Genomic DNA, 17,683 nt, shown 5'->3' on the forward strand with positions numbered 1-17,683 from the left:
TCCGGCAGGCAGGACGCCGGGTCCGTCCCAGACGGACGGCGGGAGAGGAGGATCGCGATGACCGGGCAGGACTGGTTCGAGAAGGACTTCTACGCGATCCTCGGCGTCCCCAAGAACGCCGACGCCGCGGAGATCAAGAAGGCGTACCGCAAGCTCGCGCGCACGCTGCACCCGGACCACAACCCCGGGGACGCGGCCGCCGAGTCGCGCTTCAAGGACGTCGGCGAGGCCTACGCCGTGCTGTCCGACCCCGAGCAGCGCAAGCAGTACGACGCCGTGCGAGCGATGGCCGGCGGCGGCGCGCGGTTCGCCGCGGGCGGTCCCGGCGGCGCGGGTACCGGCGGGTTCGAGGACCTGTTCGGCGGGCTGTTCGGCGGTGGAAGCCCTGGCGGCGGCAGCGGCCGGGTGCGCTACTCCACGTCGGGCGGCGGTGAGGGCGCGAGCTTCGAGGACATCCTCGGCGGGATGTTCGGCGGCGGCGCGGGTGCCGGCGGCTTCCGGCGCCGCACGCAGCGCGGCCAGGACCTCCAGGCGACCACCACGCTGCCCTTCCGGCAGGCGGTGGCCGGGTCGACCGTCACGCTGACGGTCGACGGGCGCAGCGTCACCGCTCGCATCCCCCCGGGTGTGCGCGACGGCCAGAAGATCCGGCTGCGCGGCAAGGGTCGACCCGGTGAGGGCGGCGGCCCGGCGGGTGACCTGGTCATCGCCGTGAGCGTCGAGGCGCACCCGGTGTTCAGCATCGACGGGCGCGACCTGCGGATGACGCTTCCGGTGACGTTCCCGGAGGCGGCGCTGGGCGCCCAGGTCGAGGTGCCGACGCTGGACGGCGGCACGGTGCGGGTCAAGGTCCCGGCGGGCACACCGTCCGGGCGGACGCTGCGCGTGCGCGGCAAGGGCGTGCCCGCGCCGGCCGGTGACGGCGACCTGCTGGTCACGGTCCAGGTGGTGGTCCCGCAGCGCCTGTCCGACGACGCGCGATCCGCGGTCGAGCAGTTCTCGGCGGCGACGGGTGACGTCGACGTGCGCGCCGAGCTGCGCGAGCGGGCGGTGCGATGATCGCCGGGGTGAGGTAGCCGCGAGGAGGGGTCGATGTCGTACGACGCGCCGGTGCTGGTGATCTCGGTGGCCGCCGAGCTCGCCGGTATGCACCCGCAGACGCTGCGCCAGTACGACCGGCTGGGCCTGGTGTCGCCGACCCGTACCCGCGGGCGCGGGCGGCGGTACTCCCTGCGCGACGTGCAGACCCTGCGCGAGGTGCAGCGGCTGTCCCAGGACGAGGGCATCAACCTCGCAGGCATCAAGCGGATCCTCGCGCTGGAGTCCGAGGTGGAACGGCTGCAGGCTGAGGTCGACGCGCTCCGTCACGCCGCGGACCCCGGTCGCCGGGTGTTCGCGGCCGGACCCGAGGGCGAGGTCATCGCCGTGCCGCGGGGACATCGGCCCGCGCGGCTGACGAGCTCCGGCGCGCTGGTCGTCTGGCGCCCGCACCGCTGAGGCGCTCGCGGCAGAGGCCCGGCCCGCGCGTGCTGCGGGTCGGGCCCCTCTCGCGCGGCGCGGTCAGGGCTCCCCCTCCAGGGCTCCCGACCGGGCGCAGTCCGGGGGATGCGGACGTGTGCTAGCGGCGCAGGTGGTTGAGCAGGTCCACCGCCCGCTCGTGGGTCTCGGGCAACGGCTCGATCCAGATGCGCGCGGGCTGGCGGACCAGCTCGGTGATCTGCAGCGCCTCCGCGTGGGAGTTCACCTGGTCACGCATGCGCCGCACCGTCTCACCCAGGCCCCAGTCGCGCGCGACGAGCACCGCGAAGGCGCCGCCGCCGAGTGCGGCCATCGGGTGCCCGGGAGCCAGCGCGGCGGTCAGCGCGCGGCCCATGGCCGCGGACCGGGCCATCCGCCGCCAGGGCGGCAGGTCACCGGTGGCGACGTCCACGAGCACCAGCGCGTGGGTGGCGAAGGCGTGGTGCGCGTGGCGGCGGGCCTCGCCGTACGTCTCGCCGATCCGCACCGCCAGGTAGTCCAGCGTGGGCAGCCCCGACTCGGGGTCCAGCACCGCGGACTGTGCCGGCAGGGCGTCCATCGCGCTCGCCCAGCCCTCGCACAGGGCGCGGACGGCGGCCAGGTCAGGCTCGCGGTGGAGCAGGCGGTACGCCACGCCGAGGTCGTCGAGTGCCTCGGCGATTCCCACGCCGGTGCTGCCCCGCACGGTGCCGAGCCGGGCTGCGGCCGCCGTGGGGCTGGATCCCGTGGTCAGGGCCTCGGCCAGGGCGTCGACCGCCGGGTGGTACCAGTCGCCGGGACGCAGCCACACCGACTCGGCCGTGGTGGTTCGCCACAGCTCGCGCAGCTCGGGGGCGGTGGGCCCGCTGATGTCGGTGGTCGTCACGGTGCATGAGAGGGCCCTGCCCCGGGCTCATGACGCGGTTCGGGCGTGCCGATAGAGCAATCACCCGATCGGACCAGCAGCAGAAGGGGGTGTGTCAGCCGCCTCGTGCGTCCGGCTTCACCCGGACGGACCCGTTGCCCCGATTCTCACCCTGGTGACCCGCCCCCGTGGTGTCGGTGTGCGTGAGACTCTTGGCGACGGATCGCCTGACTTGGCCGGTTCCGTCCGGCGCGTCGGACTTGGGCGGTGGCAGGAGGTATGGCGGGATCTCGGAGGGGGGTGGCATGAGCGTCGGCAGCGTCTGGGACCTGTCCAGCGACGCGGAGCTGATCACTGCTGTGCGCAGTGGCGAGTCGGCCGCCTTCGGTGTGCTGTACGAGCGCCATGTCTCTGCTGCCCGCGCTGTGGCCCGCCAGTACTCGAACTCGGACGCCGACGCCGACGACGCGGTCCAGGACGCCTTCAGCAGGGTGTTCTCCGCGGTGCGTGGTGGCGGCGGCCCGGACGTCGCGTTCCGGGCCTACCTGTTCACCGTGCTGCGCCGCGTGGCACTCGACCGGATCGAGAGCGTCCGGCGGACCGAACCGACGGACGACGACGCGGCCTTCGAGGGCATCGCCGTGGCGTCCTCGGAGGAGCCGGCCCTCGAGGGGTTCGAGCGCGGCGTGGTGTCCCAGGCGTACTCCTCGCTGCCGGAGCGCTGGCAGGCCGTGCTCTGGTACACGGAGGTCGAGGGCCTGTCCGCCCAGGAGATCGCCCCTGTCCTCGGGCTGACGGCCAACGGGGTGGCTGCACTGGCGTACCGCGCGCGCGAAGGCCTGCGGCAGGCCTACCTGCAGCAGCACCTCGCAGCCCCGCAGTCCGAGGCGTGCACGTTGGTGAACTCCAAGCTGGGTGCCTACGTGCGGGGCGGGCTCGCCAAGCGGGAGACCTTGCTGGTCGAGTCGCACCTCGAGGAGTGCCACACCTGCCGCGCACTCGTGCTCGAGCTCGGCGACGTGAACCACGGCATGCGCGTGGTCATCGGGCCGCTGGTCCTGGGCGCGGTGGCCGTGGGCTCGATCACGGGCGTCGGCTTCGGCGGTGCGGTGGCGGTGGCGAAGGGTGGCGCGGGCGCCGCCGGCGGGTCGGGTTCTGGAGCGAGCACCGGCGCCGGCACCGGGACGGGGGTGAGCTCCGGGGGGGGCTCCGGAGGTGTCACGAGCGGTGCCGCGAGCGGCTCGGGTGTCGGCGTCGGTGCGACGGCCGGCGCGGGCGTCGGTGCGGCGAGCGGCGTGGGTGTCGGAGCGGCGAGTGCGGCGGTCGGCGGCGTGTCTGCCCTCGCCGCGGCCATGGCGGAGGCCGCACCGGCAGCGGCGGCCGGGATCGCGCGTCCCGGTGGTTCCGCGGGCGCCGGGACCGCCGGGCCGGCCGCGGGCTCCGGTGTCGCGGCGGCTTCCGGGGCGGCGGGTGGCGGCGCCACAGGCGGGCTGGCGGCCCTGGTCGGAGCGTTCGTCGCGTCGCCGGTCGCGCTCGCGGTCGTGGCCGGCGTCGTGGTCGTGAGCGTCTCGGTCGGCGTCGCCGGTGCGCTGGGCGTGTTCAGCGGTCCGGGGGCGCCCCCGGTGGTCGCGGGTCCGTCCCAGGAGCCCGCGCCTGCCGGTCAGGTCGGTGCCGGCGGCACGCCGACGCCCACCGACGTGCCGGCCACGCCGGCGCAGGGTCCGACCGCGCCCACGCAGTCACCGGCCACGCAGCCTCCAGCGGCGTTGCCGACCACCGCCCCGACCAGCGCACCGACGCAGCAGCCGACCTCGGCACCGTCGACGCAGGCCCCGACCAGCGCACCGACGCAGGCCCCGACCAGCGCACCGACGCAGCAGCCGACCAGTGCGCCGACGTCGGACCCCGCGCCCACCCCGACCCCCGCGCCCACCTCGACTCCCGCGCCCACCCCGACTCCCGCGCCCACGTCGACTCCGACCCCCACCGCGCCGGCAACCGTCCCGACCCTGGCTCTGGACCCGATCGGCCCCCTCGCGCTGGTGGCCGGTCAGCCCGCGCCCGTGGACGTCGTGGTGCGCAACGACTCCGGCTCCGCGGCCCAGGGGGTCAGCACGACCTTCGTTTTCGATGCGGGCACCGTCTGGTCCGTGCAGGCGACCACGGATGCCCCCAGCGGCGGGGGCGCCGCCGCCCCGACGGACACGACGGGGTGGTCCTGCACGCGGCAGGACGCCACCACGGCGCTGTGCAGCCTGGACCTGCTCGCACCGCACGCCAGCTCGACACTGCACGCCTCGGTCGCGGTCGACGACGACTCCCTCATCGACGCGCAGCGTGATCTGGGGATCCGGGTGAGCACCTGGGTGTCGGGCGGTGCGCACACGACCGCGAGCGTCACCGCGCGGCTCGCCTCGGCCCCGGCGCGGATCGTGCTGGCCGATGCCGCGCCGCAGGCCGTCGTCGGAGCGGCGGACGCCGATGCCAGCGTCGTCCTCGAGGTCCCGGTGAGCAACACCGGCCAGACCACGGCACGGGACGTCACGGTGCACGTCGAGCGCCCGGTGACGCTCCCCGCCGGCGCCGAGCTCTCCGCGGTCGACGGTGCCCCGACCCCGTGGACCTGCGTGCCGGAGGGCGACGGACTGGCCTGCACCACCGGCTCGCTCGCGCCGCGGGCGACGCTGCCCCTCGGGGTGCGCGTCACCGTGCCTGCGCTGATCGGCGCCGACCTGCCCGTCACGGACGTCGATGTGACCACGACGCTGCGCACCTGGGCTGCGGACAGCGAGGCCGGGGCGGCGGTGACGGTGCGCTCGGCGCCGGGTGAGCTCACGGTGTCGGCCCCGGCGCGGCTGGCCTTGCAGCGGCACGAGCAGCGCTACCTGACGGTCGGGCTGGGCAACGCCGGAGGTACCACGATCGCCGACGCGGCCGCCCGGATCGACCTGCCTGCAGGCGTGAGCGTGGCCGCGGTGGAGGCTCCCGAGGGTGCGACCTGCGACGAGCTGGACGGTGCCGTCGAGTGCACCGCGACGCTCGCCCCCCGCGCGACCCGCGACCTCAGGCTCGCGTTGAGCACGGACGCCTCGGCGCCCGGCTCGCTCGGGGCGGCGACCGCGGCGGTGTCCGGGCCGGGCACCCAGGCGTCCGGTCGGACCGATCTCTCGGCAATGGTGTCCCACCTGGAGGTCTCCAGCCCGCTCACGGTGGACCTGGTGCGAGGGGCGTCCGGCGCGGTGTCGCTCAGCCTGACCAACACCGGTGATGCGACCTCGCACGACGCGGCCGTGCGGCTGTGGGTGACAGGGACGTCGCTGGTGACGTTCGAGCCCGGAGACGAGCCACTCGGGGACGCCGGCTGGTCCTGCGCTGCCGCCGGCCCTGCCGACGTGACGTGCACCCTGCCGACCGTCGCCCCGGGTCGGACCGTCTCCCTCCTGCTCCCCACCGTGTCCCGGGCGGACTCGGCCGCCGTGCAGGCCACCGTGCACGTGTCGATCACGGACGACGTGGCGGGGACGGTCCTGCAGCCGGACCCGGTGACCGTCTCGACCGCGTCCGCCGGGCTCACCGCGCGCCACCGCTGGACCGGCGGCTACGCGGTGACCGAGATCGGCGCGCCCGTCCTGACCTGCGACCCCTCGCAGGACGCGACCTGCGTCCGGGCCAGGGCCGACCTGGGCGGGAGCGCGTCGGACAACGACTTCGCCATGGTCCCGGTCGAGGGCGGTTCCGCGGCGACGCTCGCCGTGCCGGAAGGCCGCCAGGTGGCGTTCGCCGGCCTGTACTGGTCGGCCGACCGCTGGGCGCCCGTCTCCGGTGCGGACACCTGGACCGGCCCACTGACCGGCGTCAGCGTGCGGGCTCCCGGTGCCGAGCAGGCCGTCCAGGTTGAGGGTTCCGTGATCGCGCGCGTCACCGACAACGCCGACCGTGAGTACTACCAGTCCTTCGCCGACGTGACCGACCTGGTCGCCGCGGCGGGCTCGGGGGCCTGGTCGGTCGACGGCGTCGCGACGGCCGCCACGCAGAACCAGCGGAACCGGAGCTACTACGGCGGGTGGGCCCTGGTCGTGGTCTACAGCGCGCCGGGCACCGATCAGACCGTCGACCTGTACGACGGCGGAGCCTGGGTCGCGTCGAACACCTCGGCCGCCTTCTCGTTCGAGGCGGACGGCCGGCGCGACGGCCGCGTCGGCGTGGTGGCCTGGGACGGTGACCGGAATGCGAACGGCAACGGGGGCGACACCCTGAGCCTGGGGCCGGACCGGCTGACGCCGCTGCGCTGGGACGGGTTGCTCGGGTCCGCCAACGACGCCTTCACGTCGACCGCGATGGGGTCGCCCTGGGCCAACTCGCTGGGCGTGGACGCCAAGGGCTTCGCCCCCGCGCCGCTGGTCGACGGCATCAACCGGCTCACGGCGGCGACCTCCGGGGACCAGTACCTCATCGGCGCGGTGACGGTGATGACGACACCGACCGAGTGACATCGGCGGCTCACCGCGACAAGGAAGGCGCGCCTCACCTATCCTCAGCATGCTGAGTATCTCCCGAGGATCGAGGATCGGATGTCCGAGCTGGTGGTGCTGCTCGACGAGGACGGCGCGCCCGCGGGCACGGCGGACAAGGCGCACGTGCACACGACGTGCACCCCGCTGCACCTCGCGTTCTCCTGCCATGTGATCGACCCGGACGGTCGCGTGCTCGTCACGCGCCGCGCGCTGACCAAGCGGACCTGGCCGGGGGTGTGGACCAACAGCTTCTGCGGGCACCCGGGACCCGGGGAGGGCCTCGAGGACGCCGTCCGCCGACGCGCCGCCTTCGAGCTCGGGCTCGAGCTCGCCGGGATCAGCGACGTCCTGCCGGACTTCCGCTACCAGGCGACGGACGCCTCCGGGATCGTGGAGAACGAGGTGTGCCCCGTGGTGGTCGCAGCGCCTGCGAGCGGCAGCCGGGTGCAGCCGAACCCGGACGAGGTGATGGACCACCTGTGGGTCCCGGTACCACAGCTGCTCGCCGCCATCGAGGCCGCTCCCTGGGCGCTCAGCCCGTGGCTGGTGCAGTCCGGGCCGGGCCTGGCCGCCGCCTGGGGTGCGCCATGATGCGCGCGCTGGCGCCCACCGGGCAGCCGCACCGGGTCGACCTGCTCCTGGAGTCCGCGATCGCGGACGCGACCCGCCGCGCGGCGGTGCACGGCCCCGGCTACGCGCTGCTCTGGCAGGAGATCGGGCGAAGCGTGCACGGCGGCAAGCGGTTCCGCTCGGGCCTCGTGCTGGGGGTGCACGCCGGGCTCGGCGACCCGAACCCGGACGCCGCCGTGGCGGTGGCGGCCGCCTTCGAGCTGCTGCACACCGCTTTCCTCGTGCACGACGACCTCATCGACGGAGACACCGTCCGTCGCGGCGCGCCCAACCTCGCCGAGACGATGCGTCGCGACGCGCTCCGCGCCGGGGCAGGCGGCGAGGAGGCGGACCGTTACGCCCAGGCGGCCGCCGTGCTTGCCGGGGACCTTGCGCTCGCCCAGGCCCACCGCCTGCTCGCCGGCGTGGACGTCGGGCGCGGGACGCGCCTGGCGCTGCTGGACCTGTTCGACGAGACGCTGCACGTCTCGGCCGGCGGCGAGCTGGAGGACACCGCCGCCGGGCTCGGGTTGATCACGCCGAGCGTGGACCGCGCCGTGCGGATCGCCGAGTCCAAGACCGCGATGTACTCGTTCCGCGCGCCGCTGCGCGCCGGCGCCCTGCTCGCGGGTGCGGACGGGGGCCTCGTGGCCGAGCTGGACCAGCAGGGCCGGCTGCTGGGCCGGGCCTTCCAGCTGGTCGACGACCTGCTCGGGGTGTTCGCTCCGGAGGCGGAGACCGGCAAGTCGAACGTGTCGGACCTGCGCGAGGGCAAGCGCACGCCGCTCATCCTGCACGCGCGGACCACGTCGGCGTGGGGCGACCTCGCCGACGGCCTCGGACGCCCGGACCTGGACGACCTCACCGCGGCGCGGATGCGGCGGGCACTGGCGCGGTGCCCGGCCCCGGTGCTGGTGCAGCGTGCTGTCGAGCGGGACCTCGCGGACGTCCGGGACCGGTGCTCGCGCCTCCCCGACGCGGTGGCGCACGTCGTCGCGGTCGTCGGTCTCCAGATCGCCGAAGCGCTGTGCACCGTGGTCGGGCACATCGACTCGGCCCGGAGGGAGCCGTTGTGGCAGGCCGGATGAGGCCGGTCGTGCCGGACGGCGAGGGTGCCACCCGGCTGTCGCTGTATGACGACACCGCGCAGCGGGCCGCCGACGTGCTGGTGCGCCGGTACTCCACGAGCTTCGGCCTGGCGACCCGGTTGCTGCCCGGTGCTCAGCGGACCCACGTCCGCGACGTGTACGCGTTGGTGCGGCTGGCCGACGAGGTGGTGGACGGCGCATCGGCCGAGGCCGGTGCGGACCGCGAGCGCTCTCGAGTGCTGCTCGACGAGCTCGAGGCCCGCACGGAGGCGGCCATGGCCACCGGCTACTCGACCGACGTGCTCGTGCACGCGTTCGCCAGGACTGCGCGCGAGGTCGGCATCACCACCGACCTGACCAGGCCCTTCTTCGCGTCGATGCGCACGGACCTGGACACGACCGTGCACGACGAGGAGAGCCTGGCCACCTACATCTACGGCTCGGCGGAGGTGGTCGGGCTGATGTGCCTGCGGGTGTTCCTGTCCGACCTGCCCGCCGAGTGGCGCGAGACCATGTACCGGGAGCTCGGGCCGGGGGCCCAGGCGCTGGGGGCCGCGTTCCAGAAGATCAACTTCCTGCGTGACCTGGCTGAGGACGGTGCCGTGCTCGGTCGGCGCTACCTGGTGGGGATCGACCCGCGGGCGGTCACCGAGGAGCAGAAGAAGGCGGCTCTGGCCGACATCGACGAGGACCTGGCCGTGGCCCGCACCGCACTGACCGCGCTGCCTGCGGGACCGCGCAGGGCGGTGGCCGTCGCATTCGGCCTGTTCAGCGAGCTGGCTGCGCGGCTCCGGGCGACGCCGGCAGCCGAGCTCTCGCGGTCCAGGGTCGCCGTCCCCGGGCCGGTGAAGGCCAGGGTGGCGGCCACGGCGGTGCTGCGGGGGTCACGATGAGGGCGGTCGTCGTCGGTGGCGGAGCGTCCGGCCTGGCGAGCGCCGCGCTGCTCGCGCGCGAGGGGTACCAGGTCACCCTGCTCGAGGCGCGCGCGGAGGTCGGCGGGCGTGCGTCCGTGTGGGCGGCCGACGGCTTCCGGTTCGACATCGGGCCGTCCTGGTACCTCATGCCGGAGGTGTTCGAGCACTTCTTCGCGCTCATGGGCACGTCCGCCGCCGACGAGCTGGACCTCGTGTCGCTCGACCCCGCCTACCGGGCGTTCTTCGAGCGGTACGAGCCGCTCGACGTGCACTCGGACGTCGAGGCCTCGGCGGCGCTGTTCGAGTCGATCGAGCCGGGCGCAGGCGATCGGATCCGGGGCTACCTGGACTCGGCGTCCGAGGCGTACCACATGGCGCTCCGCCACTTCCTGTACACCACCTACGCCTCAGTGCTGCCGCTGGCGAACCGCGAGGTGCTGCGCCGTGCGCCGCGGCTGGCACGGTTGCTGACCCGCTCGCTGGAGTCACGGATCCACGCGACGGTTCGCGACACCCGGTTGCGGCAGATCCTCGGGTACCCCGCGGTGTTCCTGGGCGCCTCGCCCCGCCTGACGCCGAGCATGTACCACCTGATGAGCCATCTCGACCTGGCCGACGGGGTGCTCTACCCGCAGGGCGGTTTCGGCCAGGTGATCGAGGCGCTGCGGCGGGTCGCCGAGCGCGCGGGCGTCGACATCCGCACCGGGTGCCGGGTCACCTCGATCACCACCGCGGCGGCCCACGGGTCGGCCCGACCGCTCAGGCTCGCCCGGGGGCAGCGGGCGCGCGTGACCGGGGTCGCCGTCACCGGGCCCGAGGGACCGGATCAGCTGGACGCCGACCTCGTCGTCGCGGCGACCGACCTCGAGGAGACGGAGCAGAGGCTGCTGCCCGCCGCGCTACGGACCTACTCGCCACGGTGGTGGCGGCGCCAGGTCCCTGGGCCCAGCGCGGTGATGGTCTACCTCGGCGTGCGGGGCGCCCTGCCCCAGCTGGCACACCACTCGCTGTTCCTCGCGCACGAGTGGGACGCGACGTTCGACCTGATCTTCGATCGCCGCGCCCGCCGACCGGCCCCGATGCCCGACCCGACCTCGGTGTACGTGTCGCGAACCTCGGCCACCGACTCCGGTGCGGCCCCGGACGGCCACGAGAACCTGGTGATCCTGGTGCCCGTCCCGGCGGACGTCGAGCTGGGGGGCGGGGGCGTGGACCGCGCCGGGGACCCGTGGGTCGAGGCCGTCGCGGACGAGGCGATCGCTCAGGTCGCCGACTGGGCGCACGTCCCGGACCTCGCCGAGCGCATCGTGGTGCGCCGCACCGTGGGGCCCGCCGACTGGGCGCGCGACCTGCGGGCCTGGCGAGGGACCGCGCTCGGGCCGGCCCACACCCTGCGGCAGTCGGCGATGTTCCGCGCGGGGAACGCTTCGCGCCGTGTGGCTGGGCTGCTGTACGCGGGCGGGTCCGTCATCCCCGGGATCGGGGTGCCGATGTGCCTGATCAGCGCCGAGCTCGTGATCAAGCGGCTGCGGGGGGACACCTCGACCGGACCGCTCCCTGAGCCGGCCCCCACCCGCGCGGTCTCCGACCGGACGGCCGGTTCGTGAGGTTCGCCTACGCCGCGGTGCTCCTCGTCTCGATCGCGGGGATGCTCGTGCTCGACCGTCGCCACCGTCTGGTGGTGTTCGCTGCTCCGTTGCGTGCCCTGGCCGTCCTGACGATCGGCGTGGGGTTCTTCCTGGTCTGGGACCTGGCCGGGATCGGGCTGAGGATCTTCTTCGTCGGGGACGGGCCGTACCAGTCCGGGGTTCGCCTGGCGCCCGAGCTGCCGATCGAGGAGGTCGGCTTTCTCCTCCTGCTGTGCCACCTGGCGCTGGTGCTCGCCGCAGTTGCGGAGCGGGTGCGCCGTGCCCGGCGCGGAGCGGGGGCGGGGGAGTGATCGCGTACCTGCTGCTGGCCGTGCCGTTCCTGGCGGTGGCGCTCGGGGTGCTCCTGCTGGTGCGGCGCCGCACGGGGGGCCCGAACTGGGCGGTGGTCGTGGCGTGCCTCCTGGTGCTGGTGGCGCTCACCGCAGTGTTCGACAATGTGATCGTGGCGGCCGGGATCGTGGGCTACGACCCGGCGCGGACCCTCGGGGTGCGGCTGGGGGTCGCGCCGGTGGAGGACTTCGCCTACGCCGTGGCGGCCGCTCTGCTGCTCCCGGCCCTGTGGCGGCTCCTGGACCGGGAGGCCCGTCGGTGAGCGTCGAGACGTCCCCAGGTCTGCTGCGCCAGCTCGTGATGGCGTCCCGTCCGCTGTCCTGGGTCAACACCGCCTATCCCTTCGGCGCGGCGTACCTGATGGCCGGCGGCGGGGTGGACGTCCGGTTCGTCGTCGGCGTGCTGTTCTTCCTGGTGCCGTACAACCTGCTGATGTACGGGATCAACGACGTGTTCGATCACGAGTCGGACCTGCGCAACCCGCGCAAGGGCGGCGTGGAGGGCGCGTTGCTGGACGTGCGCGTGCACCGCGCGACGCTGTGGTCGGCCGCGCTGCTGCCGGTGCCGTTCGTGGTGTGGCTCCTCGCGCAGGGCTCGGGGGCCGCCGCGGTGGTGCTGGGGGTGTCCCTGTTCGCGGTGGTCGCCTACTCGGCACCGGGCCTGCGCTTCAAGGAGCGTCCGGTCCTCGACTCGATGACGTCGAGCACGCACTTCGTGTCCCCTGCGCTGTACGGGCTGGTCCTGGTGGGCGAGCCGATCGGCCGGACCGGGTGGACGGTGCTGGCTGCGTTCTTCGCGTGGGGGATGGCCAGCCAGGCCTTCGGCGCGGTCCAGGACGTCGTCGCGGACCGCGAGGCAGGTATCGGGTCGGTCGCCACGGTGCTGGGTGCGGCGCGGACCGTCCGGCTCGCCGTGGGCCTGTGGGTGCTGGCCGGCGCGCTGCTCCTGACGACGGCGTGGCCCGGACCGCTCGCCGCGGCGCTCGTGCTCCCCTACGTCGGTCTGGCGTGGCCGTTCCGGTCGGTGCCGGACGAGCGCGCCGACGCCGCGCACCGCGGTTGGCAGCAGTTCCTGGTGGCCAACTACGTCGTGGGGTTCGCGGTCACGATGCTGCTGATCTGGGCGGTCTGGCGGTGACCTGGCCGTCGTTCACGAGAATGCGCTGCCGGGTCGCGGAGGAGTACACGCGACCCGGCAGCGCGCGTCCTGAGTCGGCATCCCCCGAGCGGACCAGGACGGTCTCGGCGCCGACCACTGGGGTCGGCACCACGGATGACGAAGAGCTGTGCGCGGCCCCCCAGCCCCTCACGCTCGATCGTCATCCATGACCCGCCGGGGAACACATGGTGGGTGAGGCATGCCCGCTGTCATGTGCTCCCTGACGGAAGTCATGGCATCAGTGTGCGCTGTCCTGGCCGCGGACGCCAAGGCGGTTCCGTGATCAGTCTCGCATGGTGGGACCGTGGAGGCATCTGACCAGGTCAGATGCCACAAATCGGACACGCTTTCACCCGTCCGGCCGGTACCGCAGACGCGTGGCCGCGGAGTCATAGGTGGTTTGACAGGCGGGCTATACCGGGTGGGGTACGCCGCACCGGCGGGCACGCGTGCCGGGGGAGCCGCCGCCCCGTGTGGTCACACCACGCCGTAGAGCCGGTCCCCGGCGTCTCCGAGCCCGGGCACGATGTAGCCCTTCTCGTTCAGGCGCTCATCCACCGCGGCGACCACCACGCGCACGTCGGCCCGCTCGCCGACGTGCTGCTCCACCGTCGCGATGCCCTCCGGCGCAGCCAGGAGACAGATGCAGGTCACGTCGGTCGCGCCGCGCTCGAAGAGGTAGTCGATGCTGGCGACCAGCGTGCCTCCGGTGGCGAGCATCGGATCCAGCACGTAGCACTGCCGACCGGACAGGTCGTCGGGCAGACGGTTGGCGTAGGTGATCGCCTGGAGCGTCTCCTCGTCACGCTGCAGGCCGAGGAAGCCGACCTCCGCCGTGGGAAGCAGGCGGGACATGCCCTCGAGCATCCCGAGCCCCGCACGCAGGATCGGTACCACCATCGGCTTGGGCGCAGCCAGGTGCGTCCCGGTGGTGGGGGCGACCGGCGTGACGATGTCGCGCGGCTCGGTGCGCACGTCTCGCGTCGCCTCGTAGGCCAGGAGCGTGACCAGCTCCTCGACCAGCTGCCGGAACGTCGCGGACGGTGTCTCGACATCCCGCAGCAGCGTGAGCTTGTGGGCGATGAGCGGGTGGTCGGCGACGTGCAAGCGCATGGGGGAAACCTACCGGCTGACGGAGCGGCCGCGGTGCGGCGCGGCGGTGCTCTGCCAGAGTTGACGCGTGCGGACCCAGCATGATCGCGATGCCGCGGCGATGACCCTCGCGCTGGCCGAGGCGCGCCGGTCGCCGGCCACGGGCGACGTGCCGGTCGGGGCTGTCGTGCTGGATGGCGACGACCGGGTGGTGGGTCGCGGGCACAACGCCCGGGAGGCGACCGGCGATCCTACGGCGCACGCCGAGGTGCTCGCCCTGCGCGCTGCGTCGGCCGCCCTGGGGACGTGGCGGCTGGAGGGCTGCACCCTGGTGGTCACGCTCGAACCGTGCGCCATGTGCGCAGGGGCGATCGTGCTGGCACGCGTCCCTCGGCTGGTGCTCGGCGCGTGGGATCCCAAGGCGGGCGCGTGCGGGTCGGTGCACGACCTCGTGCGCGACCCGCGTCTGAACCACCGGACCGAGGTCGTCGGCGGCGTGCTCGCCGACGAGTGCGGGACCCTGCTCCGGGAGTTCTTCGACGCGCAGCGCTGACGCCCAGCGGCCGGGTCGGGACGACGCGCGCCCTCCCGCTCGGCCGCCGGCCGGAGTATGAAGGGGGTCATGACCGAGCACAGGCATGGCAAGACGGTCCTCGACGACCTCAACCCGCTGACCCGGAACCTCCGCCACGCGATCCCCGACGTCTACACCGGCTTCCGCGAGCTGCACCACGCGGCGTTCGCGGCCGGCGAGGGGCTGGACACCGCGACCAAGGAGCTCATCGCCGTCGCGATCGCGGTGATCGAGCAGTGCGACGGCTGCATCGCGTCGCACAGCCGCGGTGCGGTGCGCGCGGGTGCGACCAAGGAGCAGTGCGCCGACGCGCTCGCGGTCACGTTCCTCATGGGTGGTGGCCCGGCGAGCATCTACGCCCCACGCGCGTACGACGCCTTCTGCGAGTTCTACGACACCGAGCACGGGGTGAGCGTCACGGCGTGATCGTCACCGCGTGGCCGGGTGCGGGGCCGGCAGCGTCTCCGCCAGCGCCGGCAGCACCTGCGAGGTCCCGGCATGCACGCGCACGGTCGCGACGTCGTCGCCCCGGGTCCGGCCCCGGTTGACCACCACCACGGGCTTGCCCGCCCTCGCGGCGTGGCGGACGAACCGTAGCCCGCTGAGCACGGCCAGCGAGCTGCCGGCCACGAGGAGTGCCTCCGCGTCGTCGACGATCGCGTAGGCGCGGGCGACGCGGTCCGGCGGCACGTTCTCGCCGAAGTACGTGATGTCCGGTTTGAGCGTGCCGCCGCAGCGCTCGCAGTCGGCCACGACGAACCCCTCCGTGGAGGCGATGACGGCGTCGGCGTCGGGCGCGATCTCGACGTCCTCGACGGTGGCACGCTCCGCGAAGCCGGGGTTGAGCGCCTCGAGGCGACGGGCCAGCGCGTCCCGCGTGGTGCGCGCGCCGCAGGCGAGGCACACGACGTCGGCGTACGTGCCGTGCAGGTCCACCACACGCCGGCTGCCGGCCTGGCGGTGCAGCCGGTCGACGTTCTGGGTGATCAGCCCCACCAGCACGCCCCGCCCCTCGAGGTCCGCCAGCGCGACGTGCCCCGGGTTGGGGTGGGTGCGGTGCACGTGCCGCCAACCGACGTGGTTGCGGGCCCAGTAGGTGCGGCGGAACGCTGGGTCGGAGACGAACTGCTGGAAGGTCATCGGGGTGCGCGGGGGCGAGTCCGGGCCGCGGTAGTCGGGGATGCCGGAGTCGGTCGAGATGCCCGCGCCGGTCAGCGCTGCGATCCGTAGCCCGGTGAGCACGCGCGTCGCCGCCGCGATGCCGTCGACCAGGCCGAGGGTCGGGACGGCGGGCTCGGGCAGGCGCACGGTGCCAGGGTAGGTGCGCGGCCGCGAGGCGCCACACCGGGCGGGGTGCCGGGGGCACCCGACCTGCCGCTCGAGCCCGCCGGCCCCGGGATTGTCGCCGGCCCCGTCCGCTCGGGTATCCTCGCCCGCGAGGTAGCGTGTCCGAGCGGCCAAAGGAGCACGCCTCGAAAGCGTGTGTGGGTGATGAGCCCACCGTGGGTTCGAATCCCACCGCTACCGCGCTGTGATCTCTCAGGAGATCGGAAACGGGCCGGACCTATGGGTTCGGCCCGTTTCGTCGTCGGCCTGACCGGGTGTCTCCGCCTCAGGTCGCCGTGGAGCGCGGTGGCCGGCCCGCGGGGTTCAGTCCCGCTCGTCGTCGGCGCGGGTGTCACGGCGCAGCAGCACGATGCTGGCGGCCAGGCCGCCCCAGATGATCGTGACGCTCAGCACCAGGAACGTGATCGCGGTCGGTGTCATCGTGCTCTCCCTCGCAGCGTCGTGTCTCGGCCTCCCGCGAGCTCGGGGAGCGGGTCCGGCGTGAAGTCGTCCACGTCCCGCCGCCACCGGACGAGGGTCATGATCACGGCGACCCCTCCGGCAACCGACAGCGTCCCCCAGCCGAACCAGCCGAGGAACCACCCCGGGTAGTCGCCGTAGTGCGTCACCAGCAGGGTGTGCACGCCGGTGATGAGGATGTATCCGAGCACCAGCGGGACCACGATCCCGACGAGCGCACGCCACCACGCACCGAGCGAGAGCCCGGGACGGCCGTTGAGGTGTGCCTGCATCTCGCGCAGCCGGCGCAGCCCGAGGCCGAGCAGCAGCGTCGTCACCACGGCGGACCCCACCACGCCGACGTCGTTGACGTACTTGTCCACCACGTCGAGCGTGAGCAGGCCGGACCGGGTGGAGAACAGCGCGACGGAGAGAACGGCGGCGAGGCTGCCCAGCCGGAGCGCCGCCTGCCGCGAGGTCCAGCCGAGCTTCTCCTGGAACGCGGCGGAGACCACCTGCAGGATCGACAGCAGCGAGGTCATCCCTGCCAGCATCAGGGCGCCGAAGAACAGCACCCCGAACACCGGCCCGCCCGGCATCATGGACAGGATCTGCGGGAACGCCACGAACGCCAGGCCGACCCCCGCGACGGTGTCCAGGTCGGCCACGCCGACGCCCTGCTGGGCGGCCATGAACCCCAGGGCGCTGAACACCCCGATCCCGGCGAGCAGTTCGAACGAGGAGTTCGCGAACCCGACCACCAGGCCCGTCGAGGTGAGGTTCGCACGTCGGCGCAGGTAGGAGGAGTAGGTGATCATGATGCCGAACGCGATCGACAGCGAGAAGAAGATCTGCCCGTAGGCGGCGATCCACACCTGCGGGTCCCGCAGCGCGGGCCAGTCCGGCGTGAAGAACGCCGTGAGCCCGTCCAGCGCGCCGGGCAGTGTCACGGCGCGCACCACGATCGCCGCGAACATCGCCACGAGCAGCGGGATGAAGACCACGTTGGCGCGCTCCAGCCCGCGCTGCACCCCCAGCGACAGCACCGCAATCGCGACCACCCAGACCAGCACCAGGGGGATGAGCACCCCGGGCACCACCTGGGTGGACACCGTCGTGGCCTCCGGCAGGTGCAGGAAGTCGGAGAAGAAGCCTCCCGGGTCGTCCCCCCACGCGAGGTTCGCGGCGAACACCATGTAGCTGGCCGCCCACGCGATGATCACCGTGTAGTAGAGGATGATCACCCAGCTCACGCCCACCTGGAACCAGCCGAGCCCCTCGGCGCGCCGGGTCAGCCGACGGAACGACGTCGGGGCGGCCCCGCGGAACCGGTGCCCGATCGAGTAGTCGAGCAGCAGGATCGGGATGCCGGCGGTCAGCAGCGCCACCAGGTACGGGATGAGGAACGCGCCACCGCCGTTCTCGTAGGCGACCCCAGGGAACCGCCAGATGTTGCCCAGGCCCACGGCGGATCCGATCGCCGACAGGATGAAGCCGAGCTGCCCCGACCACTGCTCCCGGGCTGGTGCCGTGCCCGCCTGTTCCGCGCCAGTGTCCGCCACGTGGATCCCTTCTCTCGTGGAGCGGAACCCTACCGAGGCACGCCGG

Annotated in this window: 17 protein-coding genes and 1 tRNA gene; 13 read left to right on the forward strand and 5 right to left on the reverse strand. The window is 73.8% G+C overall.

The annotated features are described in order from the left end of the window. Positions 1-57 precede the first annotated feature (57 nt). Both Q6348_RS03685 and Q6348_RS03690 read left to right on the forward strand, forming a co-directional pair. Positions 58-1,059 (forward strand): DnaJ C-terminal domain-containing protein, encoded by a 1,002-nt coding sequence (locus tag Q6348_RS03685; RefSeq protein ID WP_304599970.1) that lies wholly within the window; start codon positions 58-60, stop codon positions 1,057-1,059. Positions 1,060-1,092: 33 nt separating this feature from the next. Next, positions 1,093-1,497: a heat shock protein transcriptional repressor HspR gene (locus Q6348_RS03690; protein WP_304599971.1), complete on the forward strand. Its 405-nt coding sequence runs from the start codon at positions 1,093-1,095 to the stop codon at positions 1,495-1,497. Between the two features lie 121 nt (positions 1,498-1,618). Here the strand turns inward: Q6348_RS03690 and Q6348_RS03695 are convergent, their stop codons facing one another. Beyond that, entirely contained in the window at positions 1,619-2,383 is a 765-nt protein-coding gene (locus Q6348_RS03695) for a hypothetical protein (RefSeq protein ID WP_304599972.1), read from the reverse strand. A 284-nt stretch (positions 2,384-2,667) separates the two neighbouring features. Here Q6348_RS03695 and Q6348_RS03700 point away from each other — a divergent pair, with 284 nt between their 5' ends. The 8 genes from Q6348_RS03700 (at position 2,668) to Q6348_RS03735 (ending at position 12,603) form a co-directional block, all read left to right on the forward strand. Further along, on the forward strand, positions 2,668-6,852 hold the full coding sequence (locus tag Q6348_RS03700) for a sigma-70 family RNA polymerase sigma factor (RefSeq protein WP_304599973.1): 4,185 nt from the start codon (positions 2,668-2,670) through the stop codon (positions 6,850-6,852). Between the two features lie 81 nt (positions 6,853-6,933). Beyond that, positions 6,934-7,467: an isopentenyl-diphosphate Delta-isomerase gene (gene idi, locus Q6348_RS03705; RefSeq protein WP_304599974.1), complete on the forward strand. Its 534-nt coding sequence runs from the start codon at positions 6,934-6,936 to the stop codon at positions 7,465-7,467. Continuing rightward, positions 7,464-8,573, forward strand: a complete 1,110-nt coding sequence (locus Q6348_RS03710) for a polyprenyl synthetase family protein (RefSeq protein ID WP_304599975.1) — start codon at positions 7,464-7,466, stop codon at positions 8,571-8,573. The genes idi and Q6348_RS03710 overlap by 4 nt, the downstream gene beginning before the upstream one ends. Continuing rightward, positions 8,570-9,466: a phytoene/squalene synthase family protein gene (locus tag Q6348_RS03715; RefSeq protein WP_304599976.1), complete on the forward strand. Its 897-nt coding sequence runs from the start codon at positions 8,570-8,572 to the stop codon at positions 9,464-9,466. Before Q6348_RS03710 ends, Q6348_RS03715 begins: the two co-directional genes overlap by 4 nt. Beyond that, a complete protein-coding gene (gene crtI, locus Q6348_RS03720) occupies positions 9,463-11,094 on the forward strand; it encodes a phytoene desaturase family protein (protein WP_304599977.1) in 1,632 nt (543 codons plus the stop codon). Before Q6348_RS03715 ends, crtI begins: the two co-directional genes overlap by 4 nt. Further along, entirely contained in the window at positions 11,091-11,426 is a 336-nt protein-coding gene (locus Q6348_RS03725) for a lycopene cyclase domain-containing protein (protein WP_304599978.1), read from the forward strand. Before crtI ends, Q6348_RS03725 begins: the two co-directional genes overlap by 4 nt. Next, entirely contained in the window at positions 11,423-11,728 is a 306-nt protein-coding gene (locus Q6348_RS03730; RefSeq protein WP_304599979.1) for a lycopene cyclase domain-containing protein, read from the forward strand. Before Q6348_RS03725 ends, Q6348_RS03730 begins: the two co-directional genes overlap by 4 nt. A gap of 38 nt (positions 11,729-11,766) precedes the next feature. Beyond that, a complete protein-coding gene (locus tag Q6348_RS03735) occupies positions 11,767-12,603 on the forward strand; it encodes a prenyltransferase (protein ID WP_304601905.1) in 837 nt (278 codons plus the stop codon). 498 nt (positions 12,604-13,101) lie between these two features. On the opposite strand, the gene upp is transcribed toward Q6348_RS03735, so the two are convergent. After that, entirely contained in the window at positions 13,102-13,737 is a 636-nt protein-coding gene (upp, locus tag Q6348_RS03740) for a uracil phosphoribosyltransferase (protein ID WP_304599980.1), read from the reverse strand. Positions 13,738-13,837: 100 nt separating this feature from the next. On the opposite strand from upp, the gene tadA reads away from it, so the two are divergent. Next, positions 13,838-14,269 (forward strand): tRNA adenosine(34) deaminase TadA, encoded by a 432-nt coding sequence (gene tadA / locus Q6348_RS03745; protein ID WP_304601906.1) that lies wholly within the window; start codon positions 13,838-13,840, stop codon positions 14,267-14,269. A gap of 69 nt (positions 14,270-14,338) precedes the next feature. Further along, positions 14,339-14,716: a carboxymuconolactone decarboxylase family protein gene (locus tag Q6348_RS03750; protein ID WP_304599981.1), complete on the forward strand. Its 378-nt coding sequence runs from the start codon at positions 14,339-14,341 to the stop codon at positions 14,714-14,716. A gap of 3 nt (positions 14,717-14,719) precedes the next feature. Here the strand turns inward: Q6348_RS03750 and Q6348_RS03755 are convergent, their stop codons facing one another. Next, complete coding sequence (locus tag Q6348_RS03755) at positions 14,720-15,592, reverse strand: Sir2 family NAD-dependent protein deacetylase (protein ID WP_304601907.1); 873 nt, start codon at positions 15,590-15,592, stop codon at positions 14,720-14,722. A gap of 137 nt (positions 15,593-15,729) precedes the next feature. On the opposite strand from Q6348_RS03755, the gene Q6348_RS03760 reads away from it, so the two are divergent. Next, positions 15,730-15,817, forward strand: a tRNA-Ser gene (locus Q6348_RS03760). A 123-nt stretch (positions 15,818-15,940) separates the two neighbouring features. Here Q6348_RS03760 and Q6348_RS03765 read toward each other — a convergent pair. Both Q6348_RS03765 and Q6348_RS03770 read right to left on the reverse strand, forming a co-directional pair. Further along, positions 15,941-16,057 (reverse strand): methionine/alanine import family NSS transporter small subunit, encoded by a 117-nt coding sequence (locus Q6348_RS03765; RefSeq protein ID WP_304599982.1) that lies wholly within the window; start codon positions 16,055-16,057, stop codon positions 15,941-15,943. Next, positions 16,054-17,637 carry a sodium-dependent transporter gene (locus Q6348_RS03770; RefSeq protein WP_304599983.1) on the reverse strand — a complete coding sequence of 528 codons (1,584 nt, stop codon included), beginning with the start codon at positions 17,635-17,637 and terminating at the stop codon, positions 16,054-16,056. Before Q6348_RS03770 ends, Q6348_RS03765 begins: the two co-directional genes overlap by 4 nt. Between the last annotated feature and the right edge of the window lie 46 nt (positions 17,638-17,683).

This window comes from Actinotalea lenta (assembly GCF_030586465.1).
Taxonomy (GTDB): domain Bacteria; phylum Actinomycetota; class Actinomycetes; order Actinomycetales; family Cellulomonadaceae; genus Actinotalea; species Actinotalea lenta.